This window comes from Mariniblastus fucicola (genome assembly GCF_008087665.1).
Taxonomy (GTDB): Bacteria; Planctomycetota; Planctomycetia; order Pirellulales; family Pirellulaceae; genus Mariniblastus; species Mariniblastus fucicola.
In genome coordinates this window covers 3,126,131-3,141,204 of record NZ_CP042912.1, presented here as the reverse complement: position 1 = coordinate 3,141,204, position 15,074 = coordinate 3,126,131, and the positions used below count along the sequence as shown (strand labels likewise).

At 53.5% G+C, this 15,074-nt stretch carries 11 protein-coding genes; 6 read left to right on the top strand and 5 right to left on the bottom strand.

Going from position 1 to position 15,074, the window contains the following annotated elements:
- Window positions 1-83: 83 nt before the first annotated feature.
- Window positions 84-284, top strand: a complete 201-nt coding sequence (locus MFFC18_RS11590) for a hypothetical protein (protein ID WP_148618825.1) — start codon at window positions 84-86, stop codon at window positions 282-284.
- A 312-nt stretch (window positions 285-596) separates the two neighbouring features.
- On the top strand, window positions 597-1,058 hold the full coding sequence (locus MFFC18_RS11585; protein ID WP_075086392.1) for a hypothetical protein: 462 nt from the start codon (window positions 597-599) through the stop codon (window positions 1,056-1,058).
- 342 nt (window positions 1,059-1,400) lie between these two features.
- Here MFFC18_RS11585 and MFFC18_RS11580 read toward each other — a convergent pair whose 3' ends face one another.
- A complete protein-coding gene (locus MFFC18_RS11580; protein WP_075086393.1) occupies window positions 1,401-2,033 on the bottom strand; it encodes a thioredoxin family protein in 633 nt (210 codons plus the stop codon).
- Between the two features lie 254 nt (window positions 2,034-2,287).
- On the opposite strand from MFFC18_RS11580, the gene MFFC18_RS11575 reads away from it, so the two are divergent.
- Window positions 2,288-2,770: a 3-hydroxyacyl-ACP dehydratase FabZ family protein gene (locus MFFC18_RS11575; protein WP_075086394.1), complete on the top strand. Its 483-nt coding sequence runs from the start codon at window positions 2,288-2,290 to the stop codon at window positions 2,768-2,770.
- Window positions 2,771-2,897: 127 nt separating this feature from the next.
- Here the strand turns inward: MFFC18_RS11575 and bshB1 are convergent, their stop codons facing one another.
- Window positions 2,898-3,596, bottom strand: coding sequence for a bacillithiol biosynthesis deacetylase BshB1 (bshB1, locus tag MFFC18_RS11570; RefSeq protein ID WP_075086395.1), 699 nt, complete (start codon window positions 3,594-3,596; stop codon window positions 2,898-2,900).
- Window positions 3,597-3,788: 192 nt separating this feature from the next.
- Between bshB1 and MFFC18_RS11565 the strand changes: the two genes are divergently transcribed.
- The gene (locus MFFC18_RS11565; RefSeq protein WP_148618824.1) at window positions 3,789-4,763 is read left to right on the top strand and encodes a hypothetical protein; all 975 of its coding nucleotides are present in this window, start codon (window positions 3,789-3,791) and stop codon (window positions 4,761-4,763) included.
- 187 nt (window positions 4,764-4,950) lie between these two features.
- A complete protein-coding gene (locus MFFC18_RS11560; protein WP_157665259.1) occupies window positions 4,951-6,159 on the top strand; it encodes a C1 family peptidase in 1,209 nt (402 codons plus the stop codon).
- 39 nt (window positions 6,160-6,198) lie between these two features.
- Here the strand turns inward: MFFC18_RS11560 and MFFC18_RS11555 are convergent, their stop codons facing one another.
- Window positions 6,199-8,118: a serine/threonine-protein kinase gene (locus tag MFFC18_RS11555; RefSeq protein WP_084417423.1), complete on the bottom strand. Its 1,920-nt coding sequence runs from the start codon at window positions 8,116-8,118 to the stop codon at window positions 6,199-6,201.
- 205 nt (window positions 8,119-8,323) lie between these two features.
- The gene (locus MFFC18_RS11550; protein ID WP_075086398.1) at window positions 8,324-9,055 is read right to left on the bottom strand and encodes an RNA polymerase sigma factor; all 732 of its coding nucleotides are present in this window, start codon (window positions 9,053-9,055) and stop codon (window positions 8,324-8,326) included.
- Window positions 9,056-9,259: 204 nt separating this feature from the next.
- Here MFFC18_RS11550 and MFFC18_RS11545 point away from each other — a divergent pair, with 204 nt between their 5' ends.
- Complete coding sequence (locus MFFC18_RS11545) at window positions 9,260-12,070, top strand: hypothetical protein (RefSeq protein WP_075086399.1); 2,811 nt, start codon at window positions 9,260-9,262, stop codon at window positions 12,068-12,070.
- Between the two features lie 154 nt (window positions 12,071-12,224).
- On the opposite strand, the gene MFFC18_RS11540 is transcribed toward MFFC18_RS11545, so the two are convergent.
- Window positions 12,225-14,927: a hypothetical protein gene (locus tag MFFC18_RS11540; RefSeq protein ID WP_075086400.1), complete on the bottom strand. Its 2,703-nt coding sequence runs from the start codon at window positions 14,925-14,927 to the stop codon at window positions 12,225-12,227.
- Between the last annotated feature and the right edge of the window lie 147 nt (window positions 14,928-15,074).

Genomic DNA, 15,074 nt, shown 5'->3' with positions numbered 1-15,074 from the left:
ACAATCGCAAAAGTTTAACGCTATGCGATGGCGAAATTGTAACAGCACGCTTTGCCAAACTTCTCCAGCTTCGATGCCCCATCATGAACGACGACTTCCCGAACGACATCTCGACGAGTTGTTTGATCACCGTCAATGGAGACCCACTTTCAGCGAATTTCGAGACCGCAGATGACAAGGACTGGTTTCGTTTTGATGTCGAACCGTATCAGGTCTATCAAATTCAAACCGCGGACTATCGATTTGCAACTGGCATCTACGATCAGCAAGGCGACTTGCTGTAGAATTTGTTTGCGAGTTCAAGAAGATTCGTCGCCTCAGAACAGGGCCATGTTTTTGTCGAAGCTGCTGCGTTTTCGGTGACTGAATATGAAATCAGCGTCTTGACTCCTGTGGACGACGACACCAGCTCTTCAGCCGCTCTGAATCTCCGGTTCCCTACGTCGATCGGTGCTCCTTAATCGGTGGCAACATCGAAACTCCGGGTGACATCGACCTCATGCGCTTTCAGTTCGCTTCCGGATTAACGCAGACGCTTACGCTTCACGGCGCCGATTCAAGTGCAGGAACTCTGGCCAATCCAATTTTAAGGATGTATGAAAAAGGAGGCAGATGCCGTGATGGTGTTGCCAAACAATTGGCCGACGCGCGATCCTTCGCAAAAGCTGGTCGACTTTGTGATGGACAATGGCTCGGATCTTTTCACTGACTTGTCACCGGGCAACCAGGGCTATTTCGAAATGGTCCGAGGCGTCGGCAAACTGATCGAGATGAAAGACCTCGACGACACGCCTCGCACCGAATCGGTGATGGGCTTGCGGACAGGAGGCAAATGGGAAGATCTTCCGTTTCCAAGCACTCCGCTTCCCGCGGATCTGATCAGCGACGCGTGTTTGACACGACGATCAACAGCTACCCGCCAGCCGACAGAAGATTCGAAATCAAAGCCGGCAATTCAGCAGACGATCGACATTTCCACCGGCAAGAGCAGGAAACGTTTGAAGCTATTTCTGACGTCGGTGGAAATGACTGGATCAGTGCGAGTCAGTCGCAGTTGAGCGCACGATTAATCTCGACCCGTCGAAGTCCAACTTCACCGGGAGTGGAGACGGCGATCAGAGGCAAACGTTCGTCATCACGTTTGACGCCGAAATTGAAAACGCTGTCGGCGGCGATTTAGATGGCTCAATCTTCGGCAACCGGTTCGACAACCTGTTGATCGGAAACGCGGGAGCGATGCCTTCGGTCCGTTGGTGGCGCCGGCTTAAGATGTCACGGGAAGTGCTGGTCTACCGCGAAGTAACCGGAAATCGTAGGCAGCGACAGAAAGTAAGCTCTTGCGTTTGGACTCACTCGCTGGCGACTCGTGCTTGTACCTGTCGATGTGACATTTCACTTCGCTACCGAAACGTCGGCGCGTCCGGACTTGTTGCGATCGCACGCGTTTTCATCGCTCCGTCCTGTAGCTTCGACTCGGCGATCTGAACCCATTGCGAGGCCGACTTGCCTTTTTCATATCCCATCTTTGCCCGCACGTTACCCTCAACGTCCAGCAACAGGACGGTTGGATAGCTGGAAATTCCGTAGCGTGACTTTAGCATCTGATTCTGCTGATGAATTTCGGGCGGCAGTTGCGAACCTTTGGGATAGTCCAGTTCCAACAACACGACGTTGTCGCTGGCCCATGATTTGAACGCAGAAGTCTCAAACACATCCTGCTTCAGTTTCACGCACCAGTGACACCAGTCGCTGCCTGTGAAGTCGGCAAGGATCAATTTGTCGCTCTGTTGGGCTTCCGCGATCGCCGCAGTTAACGATTGATGCCATTTTGGATCTGCGACGTTGGACTCGAAAGTAGCCTGTCGAACGGACGATTCAGAGGTGTCCGAAAACGCGTCTTTGTAAGGCGATCGATCAGGCGGGCTGAACGGACTTTGAGCCGCGTCTTTGGCACACCCAACAAATGTCCCGCTCACCAGCAAAGCTGTGATCGTTGCGAACGAGAAAATTACACTTGGCGATTTGCGGCTCATTTTGCTCTCTTGCTCATAAATTCAGGCGGCGGATACTAGATGAATTCAAATCTTGCGATAACCTCAATTGGCCTCTCAGCCGATCATTGAGTTAACTGTCTCCCAGTTTTCTTATCGCCCAAATGCGGCCGTGCCACCAGAAACACCCAAGTCTGCACAAAGCCCCTGAGCTGCCTGATTTGCGGCGATTGAAAATTGGCGACGATCTCGTTAAAGTTCATGTTCGATTTTATGACTCTTAAAGGTGACCAGCCTTGAAATCTTCACTTGTTGACCCCTCCAAATTTGACCTCGATAAAGTAATCATCGACCGCGAAGGCATCATGGAGGTCAATCCGCATCGCCACGAAATGATGTTGCTCGATGGAATCTGCATGCTCACTGATGAGTACGCCGTAGGCTTTGCCGATATCACCGAAGAAGACTTCTGGGTGCGAGGCCACTTTCCCGGTCGCCCGCTGATGCCCGGAGTGCTGATGTGTGAAGCCGCGGCTCAGCTAAGCGCCTATTACGCCAAAAAAGCCAAACTTGCCGAAACCGGAACCGTTGGACTTGGTGGGCTTGATAGCATCAAATTCCGCGGGCCCGTCGTGCCTGGCGATCGTCTGATTCTGATGTTAAAACGCGGTCGCGTGCGGCAAAACGTAATGTTCACGGCCGAATTTCAGGGCTTCGTCAAAGACATGCTGGTAATCGACGGCGTGATCAAAGGCGTGGTTTTGAACGAGCCTAGCTAAGCAAATGCGTCCCGCGAGTTTGCCACACGAGCGAATTTTCCATGCGGCGAATTTTCCATGCGGCGGAAGGGTTCGAGCCTGTATTTGAATGCTTGCGCCGCCGCTTTGAACGAGCTTCAGCAACGCGTCAAACCAGCCCGCCAAGACCTGACAATCCGATGGGTTCACGGCTTGTGAACGGCTCGCCATATTTCACGCCGATCGATTTGCCCCAATATGCGGCTTCGTATTCAAGCTGTTTAATGAACGGTGGATCCAAGTCCTCGCGTCCTTGAACAAACTGGCTGTGATAGCACTCGATCGATTGCCGTTTGGCTTCCCACTGATCGCTGATGTCGAGCACAAAAGCCGGTTGGGCGTGCATCTTCAAGTGAACGCAGTAGTAGTTGAAAATACGCTTTGGATGAAACCGCTCGCCAGGCATATCTGTTTTTGAAAGCTTGGACCAGAACCGGGCCTGCTCGACCAACTGCGTTGCCGCAACGTGATCGGGATGAGCGTCCACCCAGTAGGGAGCAAAAATCCAATCGGGATGCGTTTCCCGAAACACGATAGCAAGCTTCTTTCTCGCCTCCAAAGTCGCTTCAAGACTGCGGTTGGGCAAACCAAGGTTTCTACGCCACGTCACGCCCAGAACTTTGCTGGCAGCTTCAGTTTCGGCTTTGCGAATCTCTGGCGAACCAAACGGAGTCGGCTCTCCGGAAGTCAGATCGAGGATCCCGACTTTCAAACCACGGCCAAGCATTTTCAATATCGCGCCCCCCATGCCCAGTTCCGCGTCGTCAGGATGGGGTGCGATCACGATGACGTCGAGTTTTTCTTCCATAGCCTGAATCCTCTGAAAACAGATAGCGGCAACAGCAAGCTGGGCAGCAACAACAAACTGGCGAACCTACACAGACAACAAAGATGTGCGAAAGTCTGCCGCCATTACGTATTGTGCTTATTGCTCCGCTGGTACGGGTCGATGCTACAGGCAGACATATCATGCGCCTGCGAAAGGTCTGGAGGAACTCCTGTGCAGAAGCTTCTAAAACACACAACCTTGGCTGCCATTACTTTGGTGATGTGCATCGTTTCCGATGCGAACGCTCAATGGCCCGAGTATACCCAGATCGGCGAGAAGAACTACATCGAGATCGGAGGTCGAGCATACAATCGACCCGGTACCGATCTTCAATTGTCGATTCTTCAAGACGCCACGACTGCGGAAACGCTGTTCTCGGCGAACGATGCCACGTCGGCTTCTTCAGCCGCTGGTGTTGAGGTGTCCTACAACTTCGCGACGAAGTATGGACGCGCAATGGAATTTCGAATGTTCACCGGTACGTGGGACGCCAAGTCCAACATTGACCAGGGCAACATCGAGTCACCTTTGTTCCCTGGTGAGATCGCGGACTTTGTCGAGTACAACTACGACGCCCGCATTTTCAGCTTCGAACTTAATGCCAAACGACCACTGGCTCAGGGCACGACCCTCTTCGGTGGCCCCAGGTACGTTTCTTTCAACGACAAGATTTCGTATGTCGCTGGAGCAGACGCTGATCTGATCGGGACTGCCAATCCGTTCGACACAGAACGCCGTCAGTCGATCGAAGCAATCAACAATCTGATCGGACTCCAGGCTGGACTTCGTCACGACAAACAGCTCACTCAATACTTCCGGGCCGCCGGATTTATCCGGGCTGGTGGATACTTCAACCCGACCAAAGTTCGCACGTCGAATCAGGCGGGTGTCGTTGGAGTTCCTCCTACGGAACTGTTCCGCACAGAATCAACCAAGTCCACAGGATCGTTACTGGCGGAAGTCGGCGGGAAGGTCTATCTGGATTTCGCTCCTAGCTGCTCTCTGTTCGCAGGTTACGAAGCGACATGGATTGACGGAGTTGCTTTGGCACCGCCTTCATTCCTGTCTGCCGAAACTGGCGAAGTCGAAACTGCCAACACGCTATTCATGCATGCCATTACTTTCGGTATGCGATTCGGCTGGTAACAGCTGCGTCAAAAGAAGAGGATTCCGCATTCGGGTCGATTTCGATCTCCCGTACGTCAAAGCCGCGTTCCGGACCAGGGAACGCGGCTTTTTTCGTGGCTGCGTCAATTCGTGGCGGAAAATCTGGCATGATGGCGGCCTATTCCTGAGCTATATTGGGGAGGTCTCATTATCAATGGAAACAGTCATGAAAATATTCTGTCGATCAATCGTTGCTTCTCTTTTCGCCGTCACCCTGTTGGGAATGGTGTCACAAACCGCGCTGGCTCAAGTCACCGACGCGAACAACGAAACGTTTGAGAACGCCGACACGAAGGACCGGGAGGCCAAATCCCAGCAGAGCCCCAGCGACAGAACGGTCAAAAGCGGTGGCTATGAGTTCACGATTGAAAACGAAGTTTCGTGCTCTCCAGTTCGCAGCCAGGATCGGACGGGAACTTGCTGGTGTTACGCGGGCACTTCGTTTCTGGAGTCCGAGCTGATGCGACGCAGCGAAGGAACGCATGACCTTTCCGAGATGTTCGTGGTGAAAAACATCTACCGCGACAAGGCATTGAATTACGTTTTGCGACATGGCAAAGCCAACTTCAGCCAGGGCGCGTTGGCGCACGATTACATCAATGCGATTGAAAAGTACGGCATTGTTCCGGAAGAAACTTTCACCGGAAAGACTGTCGGCGAGACAGCTCACAATCACGACGAAATGGAATCGATCCTCAAATCGATGCTCGAAGCGGTTGTCAAGCAGAAGAAGCTCAGCCCGCGATGGAGCACCGCTTTTGACAAAGTCCTCAGCGTCTACCTTGGTGACTCTCCAGAAGTCTTCCAGTACCGGAACGCATCCTGGACGCCGCAGGATTTCGCGGATTCGATCGAATTCAACGCCAAAGATTACGTTGCGTTCACATCGTATTCGCACCATCCGTTCTACGAGCCGTTTGTTCTTGAAATCCCGGACAACTTTTCCAATGGATCGTTCATGAACGTCCCTGTTGACGACATGGTCGAGATCATCGACACCGCGATCGATGCCGGCTACAGCGTGATGTGGGATGGCGACGTCAGCGAAAAAGGCTTCTCCGCAAACCGCGGCGTGGCGGTGCTTCCTGCCGATGGAGCAGGCAAAGGGCTCAACGGTCCGGTAGAGCAAATGAATGTCACCCAGGAACTCCGCCAGGAGCGTCTGCTTTCCTACTCTACGACAGATGATCACTTGATGCATCTGGTTGGACGAGCCACCGATCAGATGGGCAACAAGTACTACGTGATCAAGAACTCGTGGGGAAAGATTGGCCCGCACAAGGGTTACCTCTACATGTCCGAGGCTTACGTTCGACTGCACACGCTGGCGATTACGCTGAATCGCGATTGCCTCGACAGCCGCTACGATCGATAGGCATCGCAATCGATCGTCGTCAAGAATTCCGGTGGCAGCTCAATGCTGCTGCCGGTTGAAGTGTTCATTGAAGAACTCGTCCGCCTTGCTCGCAATCATGAACAGTGCGACGCCCAGTATGGCACAAACGATGGCCGCAAATTTTAGCTCGTCGTCGTGGTGTTCATACCTGTTGATCACGAACAGGATCGGGCAGGCGAAAATCGTCACAACGGCAAGCATTCGGATTGCCGAACCGATCACCGTACGCCTTTCCATTTCGGCGATATCGTCCGGGGACGCATCCGGTTTCGGCAGCTGAACCATGGCTCGCACCTGAGCTGCCAGCGCCCAGAACATGCCGCAGGCAATCGCGGTAACGACGCCGATCATGTTTGCTTCTTCATCGTCCGAGATGATGTTAAATGCACCCAACATGAACATGATAGGAACGGCCAGGGTGACGAGCATGGCGATCGCTTGAGCGAGAAAAACTGCTCCATGTGCGACAGCGCGGAACGGACGTGGACCCTGCTTTCGTGGAGGCGAAGCAATGGCAGCACTTGGTGGCCTCTTCCGGGTCGTCCGCACCTCACAGCCACCCATCAATCCGAACGACCGGACTCGAACTCGCATCGGATTGGCGACCGGTTCAGTCGAGTATTTGACTTTGTCCGTGGTGGCTCCCATCAGGATCAAGCCGTCAACGTCAACGATTGCCCCGTGAGGCACGACGATATCGATTCCGCCCATGACCACAAAAGAAACGATGCTGACCTCTCGAGCCAAAACTTCGGTAAGATCGAGGCACGAACCTCCCATCAGCGTCAACGCGATGTTCGGATCGCCAACTTTCCAACGACCTTTTTTCTCTCTACCGCTCATCACACAGACATGCAGCCGCATGCCGTCGGCGATGTGATCGCTAGGGACGTGATGTTCCGTGGCTTTGACCGGCGGAGCTGGTATTGCAGCAACCGCAGCCATCGCCCCTTCTGGTTGTGCAGCAGAAACTGGTGCCGCTGAAGCAAAGGGGATTGGGGCCGCATCTGCATACGAAGCGAAACCATACTTGAATTCGCTGGCGTGCTGATAGCGACGCTCAGGTTCCTTTTCCAGGGCACGCATCACGACTTCGTCCAACCTTGTGTCGATCGACGCTTTCGCGGATGGAACCTGGAACCTGCCCAACGGCAATTCACCGGTTAGCATCTCGTAGATCACGACACCCAACGAGTAAATGTCAGCGCGATGATCGACTTCCGTCGGACGCTCTTTTTGCTCTGGAGCCATGTAATTCCACGTGCCCATCACCTGTTGAGTATGTGTCAACCCTGCGTCACCGGGCCCCGCAATTTTCGCCAAACCAAAGTCAGCGATTTTGATGCGACCGCGAGTATCGAGCAAAATATTCTCCGGTTTGATGTCGCGATGGATCACGCCTTCGGAATGAGCATACTGCAATGCGTCACAAAGTTCGGGAACCAGCTGCATCGCATGCAGCGGATCAAGCCTCGCTTCTTCGGTGATCTGCCGCAGGTTCAATCCATCGACGAACTCCATCACCAGAAAGTGCATTGATTCGCGGATGCCGAAGTTGTGCACGGCGACGATGTTCGGATGGCTGAGCCTTCCCAAGGCTCGGGCTTCGCGTTTGAAACGTTCCGCGAATTCGGGATCGTTGGCTCGATAGAGAAAAATCTTCAACGCGACGAGGCGATCGAGATTCCGCTGTTTCGCTTTGTAAACCGCGCCCATTCCTCCTTGTCCGACCAGCTCGATAATCTCCAGTTCCGGAAACTGACGCGAAAGCTCTTCGACACCTGGAGCAGTTTGCATCCCCGGAATTTGAGCCGCGCTGGCCATCGTTGCGGCTTCGCTTCGTGGCTTTCGGGCGATTTTGAGCAAACAGGAAGGGCACAATCCGCCGGGAAGTTCTTCCGTTACGGGCGAGCTACATTGAGAGCAAATTCGAGGCATGTTCAGTTCCGATAGTTGGCAGAATGTTCGTTCTACCGTGGAAATACGGAAATTTCTCCGTCAGTTACATCGTTGGAGCGAATTCTGCAATTTTTTTTGATCGTGTTTTCGCAAGGAAGTACTATTGCCGCCTCAATCGCAACGCTGCAGCCTCGGAGCGACTTTGCTTTGTGGCTAAACAGATCTTGCCACATCAACGCATTTCTCAGCCCGCCAACGCATCGAACAGCTTGTCCAGTTCGTCATCGACGCTTTCGTGACTGGTCAAAGTTTGCGAAACGACATCTACCAACGCTTTACGGTACTTTTCCTTCAGCCGGTGAGCAGAAACTTTGACCGCGACCGGTGACATTTCGAGCCGGGCTCCGATTTCGTCGCAGGCTTCACCAGTCAACGTTTCACCGGCCAGCGTTGCCTGGAGTTCGCGATAAAGCTCCAGTTTGCCGCGGCTTTCATGATCGGATCTCAACATTTCCAATGCTTTGGAGAGCACTTCCAACGCCCAGCGACGCTCAAAAAGTTTCTCCGGAGTCCAATCTTCGATCGGTTCCTGCTGGTATCGCTGCTCGGCTTTTTCGACGTCTAACGAGAACGTCGCCTTGCCGCCACCACGCTTCTGAGCGTTCTGTTTCTCGTTTTGCTTGCCCACATATCGTCCGATTGCGCTCATCATGAACCAGCGAAACCGTCCCTTCTCCGGGCTGACGGCGGCGAGAAAGTCTTTGTCGATCAGCTCAAGAAAGAAGCCCTGAACGTAGTCCGATGCCACCTCTTGCGAGTGGCCTTTGCGACGCAAGTAAGCGAACAGCGGATACCAATAGGCTTGGTAAAGTTCGCTCAGCGACTGACGACGGATCGCGGAATCCTGGTCTTGGGACGACGTTACGACGTGCCAACATGTCGTGTTGAAGCTGGAACCCGGAGGAGGATCGGTCACAAATTTGCCTGTGGGGGAGGATTTCGATGCCTGAGTATACCGAACAGACCTTACAACTGGAAAAGGGGTGTTTCGAGGCTCAATTTGCCGCAAATTTGTTGCTCTAATCGTTTCGGGCGATTAGCTTGGAAGGTTGTTATTTTGCGGGCGAAATACGTACCTGCCACAATTGTTTGGCGACTTTGTTTGTATCCAGCGGATTCGATGAAAACATTCTCAAATCGAGTTTTAGTCATCACGCTGGCGGTGTGCGCGCTCACGGTACTCGCTTCGGCGCATCTCGGAAAGATGCATGGTCAGGAAAAGGTAGCTCGCCCAACCGATGTTACAGCAGAAGGTGCCGGACAGCTCCCGGATCGTGACGACGCGTCGTTGCCACCAATCCTCTACGGCAACCAAACTCCGTTTGGACAGCTACCCGAAACAGCCGGCGTCACTGAACCATCAGCATCATCTGACGCAGTCGACGGATCTGATGAAGTTGAGGGTCCTCAAACCGTGCGACGCCAGAGCTATGAATTGCTTCCGACTCGAACGCCGCCGCAGCCGGAAGGGATTCTCCCAAGCCGGACTTCTTCTGAACCTGGTGCACTGGAATTGACGCCGCCGTCCAGCAAGGTTCCTGTCGCCTCACCGATGATGCCGATGGGGCTTGCGAATCCAGTTGCTGGCCCTTTGCCTGGAAGCCTGACTCCCGTCGCAGCACTGGACGTCGCTCCGTCTGGCGGTTGCTCCGTTTGCGGAGTCGAGTCTTGCACGATCTGCTGCCAACCCAAATGCCTTACGAAAACGATTCTCGTTCCGCAATACCACACGGTCTGGAGCTCGATTTTCGAAACCCGCTACCGAACGGAGATCAAAGAGGAAGCCTACACTCGGGAGCAAGTTGTCGACCATCAGGTTCCTCGCATCATTCAGGAAACCGTAATGGTGCCGGAACCTCGCATTCGCACGTTCCAGGACTTTCGCGAGGAAGAGTATCAGGTTCCTGTCGAAGAACCGTACACGGTGATGGTTCGCAAACCTCGCCAGCGGATGGTTCCGGTAGAACGCGAAGAAACGTATCGCTATCCGGTTGAGCAGGAGTATACGGTGATGGTTCCGCAGGACAAAATAGTCACCGAAACCAAATACAAGACGATCGTCGACAAGGAGATTCGACAAAAGAAGTACACCGTCGAGGTGGAACGCGAACGCAAGCGACTGGTAGTGGATTACGTTGATGATGAGTTGAAGTTGAAGAAGCGAAAACCTTTCAAGGTCACAAAAAAGATCCCGCGAGAGCGAGTTGAATGGCAATACGAGAACGTGACTGAGACACGGATCGTGAGAGAGCCTTACGTTGTTTATACGGATTCGGAAAAGACGTCCCGACAAGCGAAAGCGACCGTCATTGCCGGGACTCGAAAAGAACTCAACGACGTGCTTGACTACGACACTAAGGTCGAGCCTTACAGCGAACCAAAGATCGAACAGGTCGAAAGCACCAAAAGGGTTCCGGAAGAGTATACCGTCGCGGTACCTTATGTCGTGAAAGCGTACGAAAATTACACCGAGAGCATTCCCTATGAAGAGGAAGTCGCGATTTCGTGGACGACTCGCCGACAAACGCCAAGACAGGTGACGCGTCAGTACACGGTTAAAATTCCTTACATCGAAAACATTCCTCGACAGTACAAAGTCAAAGTTCCTGTTCAGGTAATGAAAAAGGGCAAGCGGACGATCCCCAAACAGATCCCACGGACCAAATACCAGAACGTCAAGCGGGACATGGGTAAGTGGGTCACGACGGTTGAGACGATCCCAACTTACGAAGTCGAAGCTGATCGCTGCGGGTGTTCGACATGCTGCCCGAAGACGCGGACGGTCCGAAAAACTGTCTGGCAGCCAAAAATCGTGAATTCAAGAATCCCCTACACGGTCCATGAAACCGTCAAGCAGGAAGTGACTTATGAGTACCCGGTCCTTGAGCACAGGATTGAAGTTCGCGACAGGATGGAGCCTGTAACACGCTACCGTACCGAACAAAGAGAGGTCTCACTGCAAGTCCTCGATGTAAAACCGGCGATCGAGACAAAAACCGTAAAGGTTCGCAAGTTTCGCCAGGAACCGCGTCGACGCGAAATCGCAATCCAGAAGTTCCGCGAGGAAAAGCGTGAGCGAATGGTTGAGGTGTCCGAGTACGCGAACAATGTCAGCCAGAAGGAACTCCAGGCTGATTATCGAGTCCCACAGGTGAAAGAGGTCTTGTTGCCAGAAACGTTTACCGAACGTGGACCCGACATTGCTGGCCAGGAAATCGTTCACCGGGTTGTCGAGGGCGATATCGAATGGCGTGAAAAGGAAGTCAACCTTGTCGTTCGGAAACCAGTCAAAGTGATGGTGCCTTACGAAGAGGAAATCGAACTGACCGAGTTCCGCACAGTGGATGAAATCGTCAAGGTTCAAAGCCCCAAGCCACGCTATGAGACTTTCATCGAGAAGGTCCCGGAGATTCGAACCAAGATCGAATATGTTGACGTCGAGAAGCGGGTTCCTTACATCGAGACTAAAACCGTCAGTGTCATGGTGCCTGAAAAGCGGACTCGTACGATTTACAAAACCGACGTTCGAACCGTGACGGAACTGAAGCCAGAAATTTACTTCGAAACCGTCAAGGAGACATTTACACGAACTGTTTACAAAAAGAAATTTCGCAACGTGCCCGTCAATCGAGCCGAAATCTATTGGGTCAAGGTCCCGAAGGTGCTCAAGAAGACGATCTTCAAGACTGTTAAGCGAAAGATCAAACGCCCTGCCCTTCGACGCGTTCCTGTTCGCGTCCCGTATCAGGTAGAAGTCCGTATTCCGCGACGCGTATGCACAATGGTTGCTCACACAATCACGATTCCCGTCGAGGAATGCTGCGTCCATTGCACTTGGCATCTGCCTGGCGTTGCAGACGCCACCAATGCTTGGATGGAGTACAGCGGAGATCAGGCCGCGAGGCTGTTCTGGTGGGCTCGAACCGAGTAGGCGAGTCTGTCCCAGACTCGTTTGAGCAGATAAGTCTGTAGCCGATTTTTTTAAGTAGGTAAGTCTGTCCCAGACTTACAAAGCGAATTTTATCAGTCTGGGACAAACTGACCTACTAATTGAATGATCTACTAATTGACTAGCGCAACAACAACTACTCAACGCGGCCGCTCACCGCACCAACTCGCTCAGGAGCAAAATTCAACTCCCAGCATTCGACCTTGCGATCCGTCGACACAATCAAACGGGTGCGACCATCGACTTGCATCAACGTCAGACCGCTAACCTTTCCGTCCGCGGCCATGTCGCCTAGCCACATCCCGTCATCGGATACCAAATAAATTCGGTTCGTCGAATCTGCGACTGCCCAAGTGCCTCGTCCAACGCCCGTCGAAACGCCCGCCACGGGCTCGAGGCCGTTGTCAAAAACAGCCGACGAAATCGGAAACGGACGCTTGGCTTTCAAGTCACGATCCAGCAACAGCAACGACCACTCACCACTGGTATTCATCGCTGTCGCCGCGAACACGGATACTCCATTCGCTCCACTGACGATGTGGGTATACTCGCGTTGGTCATCAATAACGCGACCATTGTCCATCGACAACAATAAACCTGTTCTCTCGCTCGCCGCAATCACCGACTGGCCTGACAACGCCAACGCACGAACCGCCGTGTCGCCGATTGACCTGACGGTGCCGGCAAACGAATCGAAAATATTTGCACCGCCAGTGCCGCCAAAACACACCAACAATTTGTCGCTCGCCCCACTGTTGCCTGGAAGCAATTCACATGCGAGGACGGGATGCCGAATGTCCTGAGCCTTCGGATACGATTCGATTAGCTGCATCGAGCCATCGAAGACAAACACCTGCTTGCCACCAACGGAAAACATCACGAATCGTTGCTCGCCGTTGGCCGACACGATCGACCGAATCGAGGTCACTGCCACGCCATCCGGCAGCTCAAGTCGCTTACGACTGACCGGTTTTCCATCCAGGCTGAACAGGTTGACCGTCTGCCAACCATCGAGAATCAACAGGCCTTTCGGACGCCGGTTTGCATCCGGGACCATGGCGATATTGCCTGGACTGTTAAGAAGATCAGATTCCCAAACCAGCTTCGGATTCAGTTTCAGTTTTGATCGCTCGGCTGTTTGCTCGCGGCGGACTTTCGCGGGAACGGCAGCGATTTTCTGTTGGCCGGGAAGCTGATAGCCGGGAAAGTAGCTGGCGACCAGGCGTTGATCGCGATCTGCGAAGTACTTGTCCAGATACGTTCTGTATTTCGCCTTCATATCATTGGCGACGTTGACGCCTTTTTGAGTCGCCGTCATCGCTGACGCAAGCCGTTGGTCCCATTTTTCACTGATTGCAAGTTTCCCGTTGTAGCCCGCTGGCTTTGCCAGCAGATCGGCATACTGAATCTGCAATTTGGAATCGATTGAAACGACAGCCGGCAAGGAAGCCAGCTCGAAAGCTTTTGCCGTTCCCCCGTTCAGATCGGCAATAACCGGGACTTTGGAACGGTTCACCGCAGGCTGGATCGCTTGCGATGGCCGCCACGATCCGCCCGGCTGCTGCTGGATTGCGCCGGGGCCAGCGACAACCGCGAAGTTGATGCCTGCGTTGCCCATACTCTGACGAACCGCTTCGAATTTTTCGATCAACAGGGCATCGGAATCGCCACCATCGAGAAACAGCATCGCCATTGGTTTGCCTCGGATCTGCCGATCGGTGACCTTGGCTCGCTTCGAATCCAGCAAGACAAATTCAGGAACCATCTCGCCCAAAAGATTCGTCGGCAGCGGATCGGTAGGAGCCACGAATTCGCGCACCGGCCAGACTCCGCTTCGAGGCTTGACCGGTTCGAATGCGACCGATGAAGCATCGAGGCTGGCACCGGGAAACTGGGCAAACAGACTGAGCTCGCGAACTTCCGGATTGGCCGCAAGCATGGGATCAAGGATCGAATTGGGAAACTTGATCTGCTGAATGAGCGACGTTTTCTTGTCGATCCACACCACCAGATTTCCAAACCGCGAAGAGCACTGAATCACGTAGCAGTCCGGGCCGTTGTTCGGTTCGTAGATCGGGCTGTCGGCGAGCCGCTTCGGAATCGCGGTCGACGTGAGCCAAGGTGAATTGGTTCCCAACGAGAGCAATGAAACGGCGGGCGGAACGAGCAGTGTGCTGTTCGGGACGATCGTTTCGTTAACCGGAATTCGCTCTCCACCGTTGAGATAGTACGCTGCGATTCGGTCGTTGTATAACTGCGGAACGAGTTGGCTGCCTTTCAGGAACAGCTGTTGATTTTTGACGTTTTCGGTGCGAATTTCACTGACGAAGCAGGAAAGCAGATTGCCGTCGCTACGTACTTCAGCGTCAAAAATATCCAGCTGCAGCTTGCCACCCCTCGCCCACGCGGTCCGCCAGGGATAGTCTTCCTTGATTCGCCGACCATCAATTTGATGGGCCGCCGTCAGGACTCCGCGGTCAGAATAGGCCGCTGCGTTTTGATAAACGGCAAGCGTATCGTTCAAAATTTCCCTTGCCGTGGGTCCGGCTGGCGGCGGCGGCGTCTTTGCATCCGCGACCGTTTTTTCGCCAGGCGTCGGCAGCACCAATTTCGAGTCGGTAGCCAGTTTCGAATCGCCGAACGTTGACTTGCCTGCACTCGAATCGCCGTCAGTTCCGGGCGTGACAACATCGGGCTTGTCGCCGCCGGCAATCGCTGGGTCGTCATCGGACTTTTTCAAATAGCCGGTGATCATGTAGATCAGGAACCCGATCCAGACCAGCGCGAAGAGGCCTTGGAACAATCGTGTCGAGTTGGAAGCGCTGCTTCGACGACCCATCTGTGCATCCTGCAAGTGGATTGGTGTGTGATATCGCCGCATCATTGCGACGGAGGGAGGTTGGCGATTCCCACAATTAAACTAAAACCGGCAAAACAGGTAAACCTCGATTCGTTGAGCCGGAGAAGTGTTTTCCGGTTCCCAACC

Excerpts from the sequence above, each read along its gene's own strand:
- MFFC18_RS11540 (WP_075086400.1), bottom strand. The coding sequence starts at position 14,927 with ATGGGTCGTCGAAGCAGCGCTTCCAACTCGACACGATTGTTCCAAGGC.
- bshB1 (WP_075086395.1), bottom strand. The coding sequence starts at position 3,596 with ATGGAAGAAAAACTCGACGTCATCGTGATCGCACCCCATCCTGACGAC.
- MFFC18_RS11590 (WP_148618825.1), top strand. The coding sequence starts at position 84 with ATGAACGACGACTTCCCGAACGACATCTCGACGAGTTGTTTGATCACC.
- MFFC18_RS11545 (WP_075086399.1), top strand. The coding sequence starts at position 9,260 with ATGAAAACATTCTCAAATCGAGTTTTAGTCATCACGCTGGCGGTGTGC.
- MFFC18_RS11560 (WP_157665259.1), top strand. The coding sequence starts at position 4,951 with ATGAAAATATTCTGTCGATCAATCGTTGCTTCTCTTTTCGCCGTCACC.
- MFFC18_RS11555 (WP_084417423.1), bottom strand. The coding sequence starts at position 8,118 with ATGCCTCGAATTTGCTCTCAATGTAGCTCGCCCGTAACGGAAGAACTT.
- MFFC18_RS11585 (WP_075086392.1), top strand. The coding sequence starts at position 597 with ATGAAAAAGGAGGCAGATGCCGTGATGGTGTTGCCAAACAATTGGCCG.
- MFFC18_RS11580 (WP_075086393.1), bottom strand. The coding sequence starts at position 2,033 with ATGAGCCGCAAATCGCCAAGTGTAATTTTCTCGTTCGCAACGATCACA.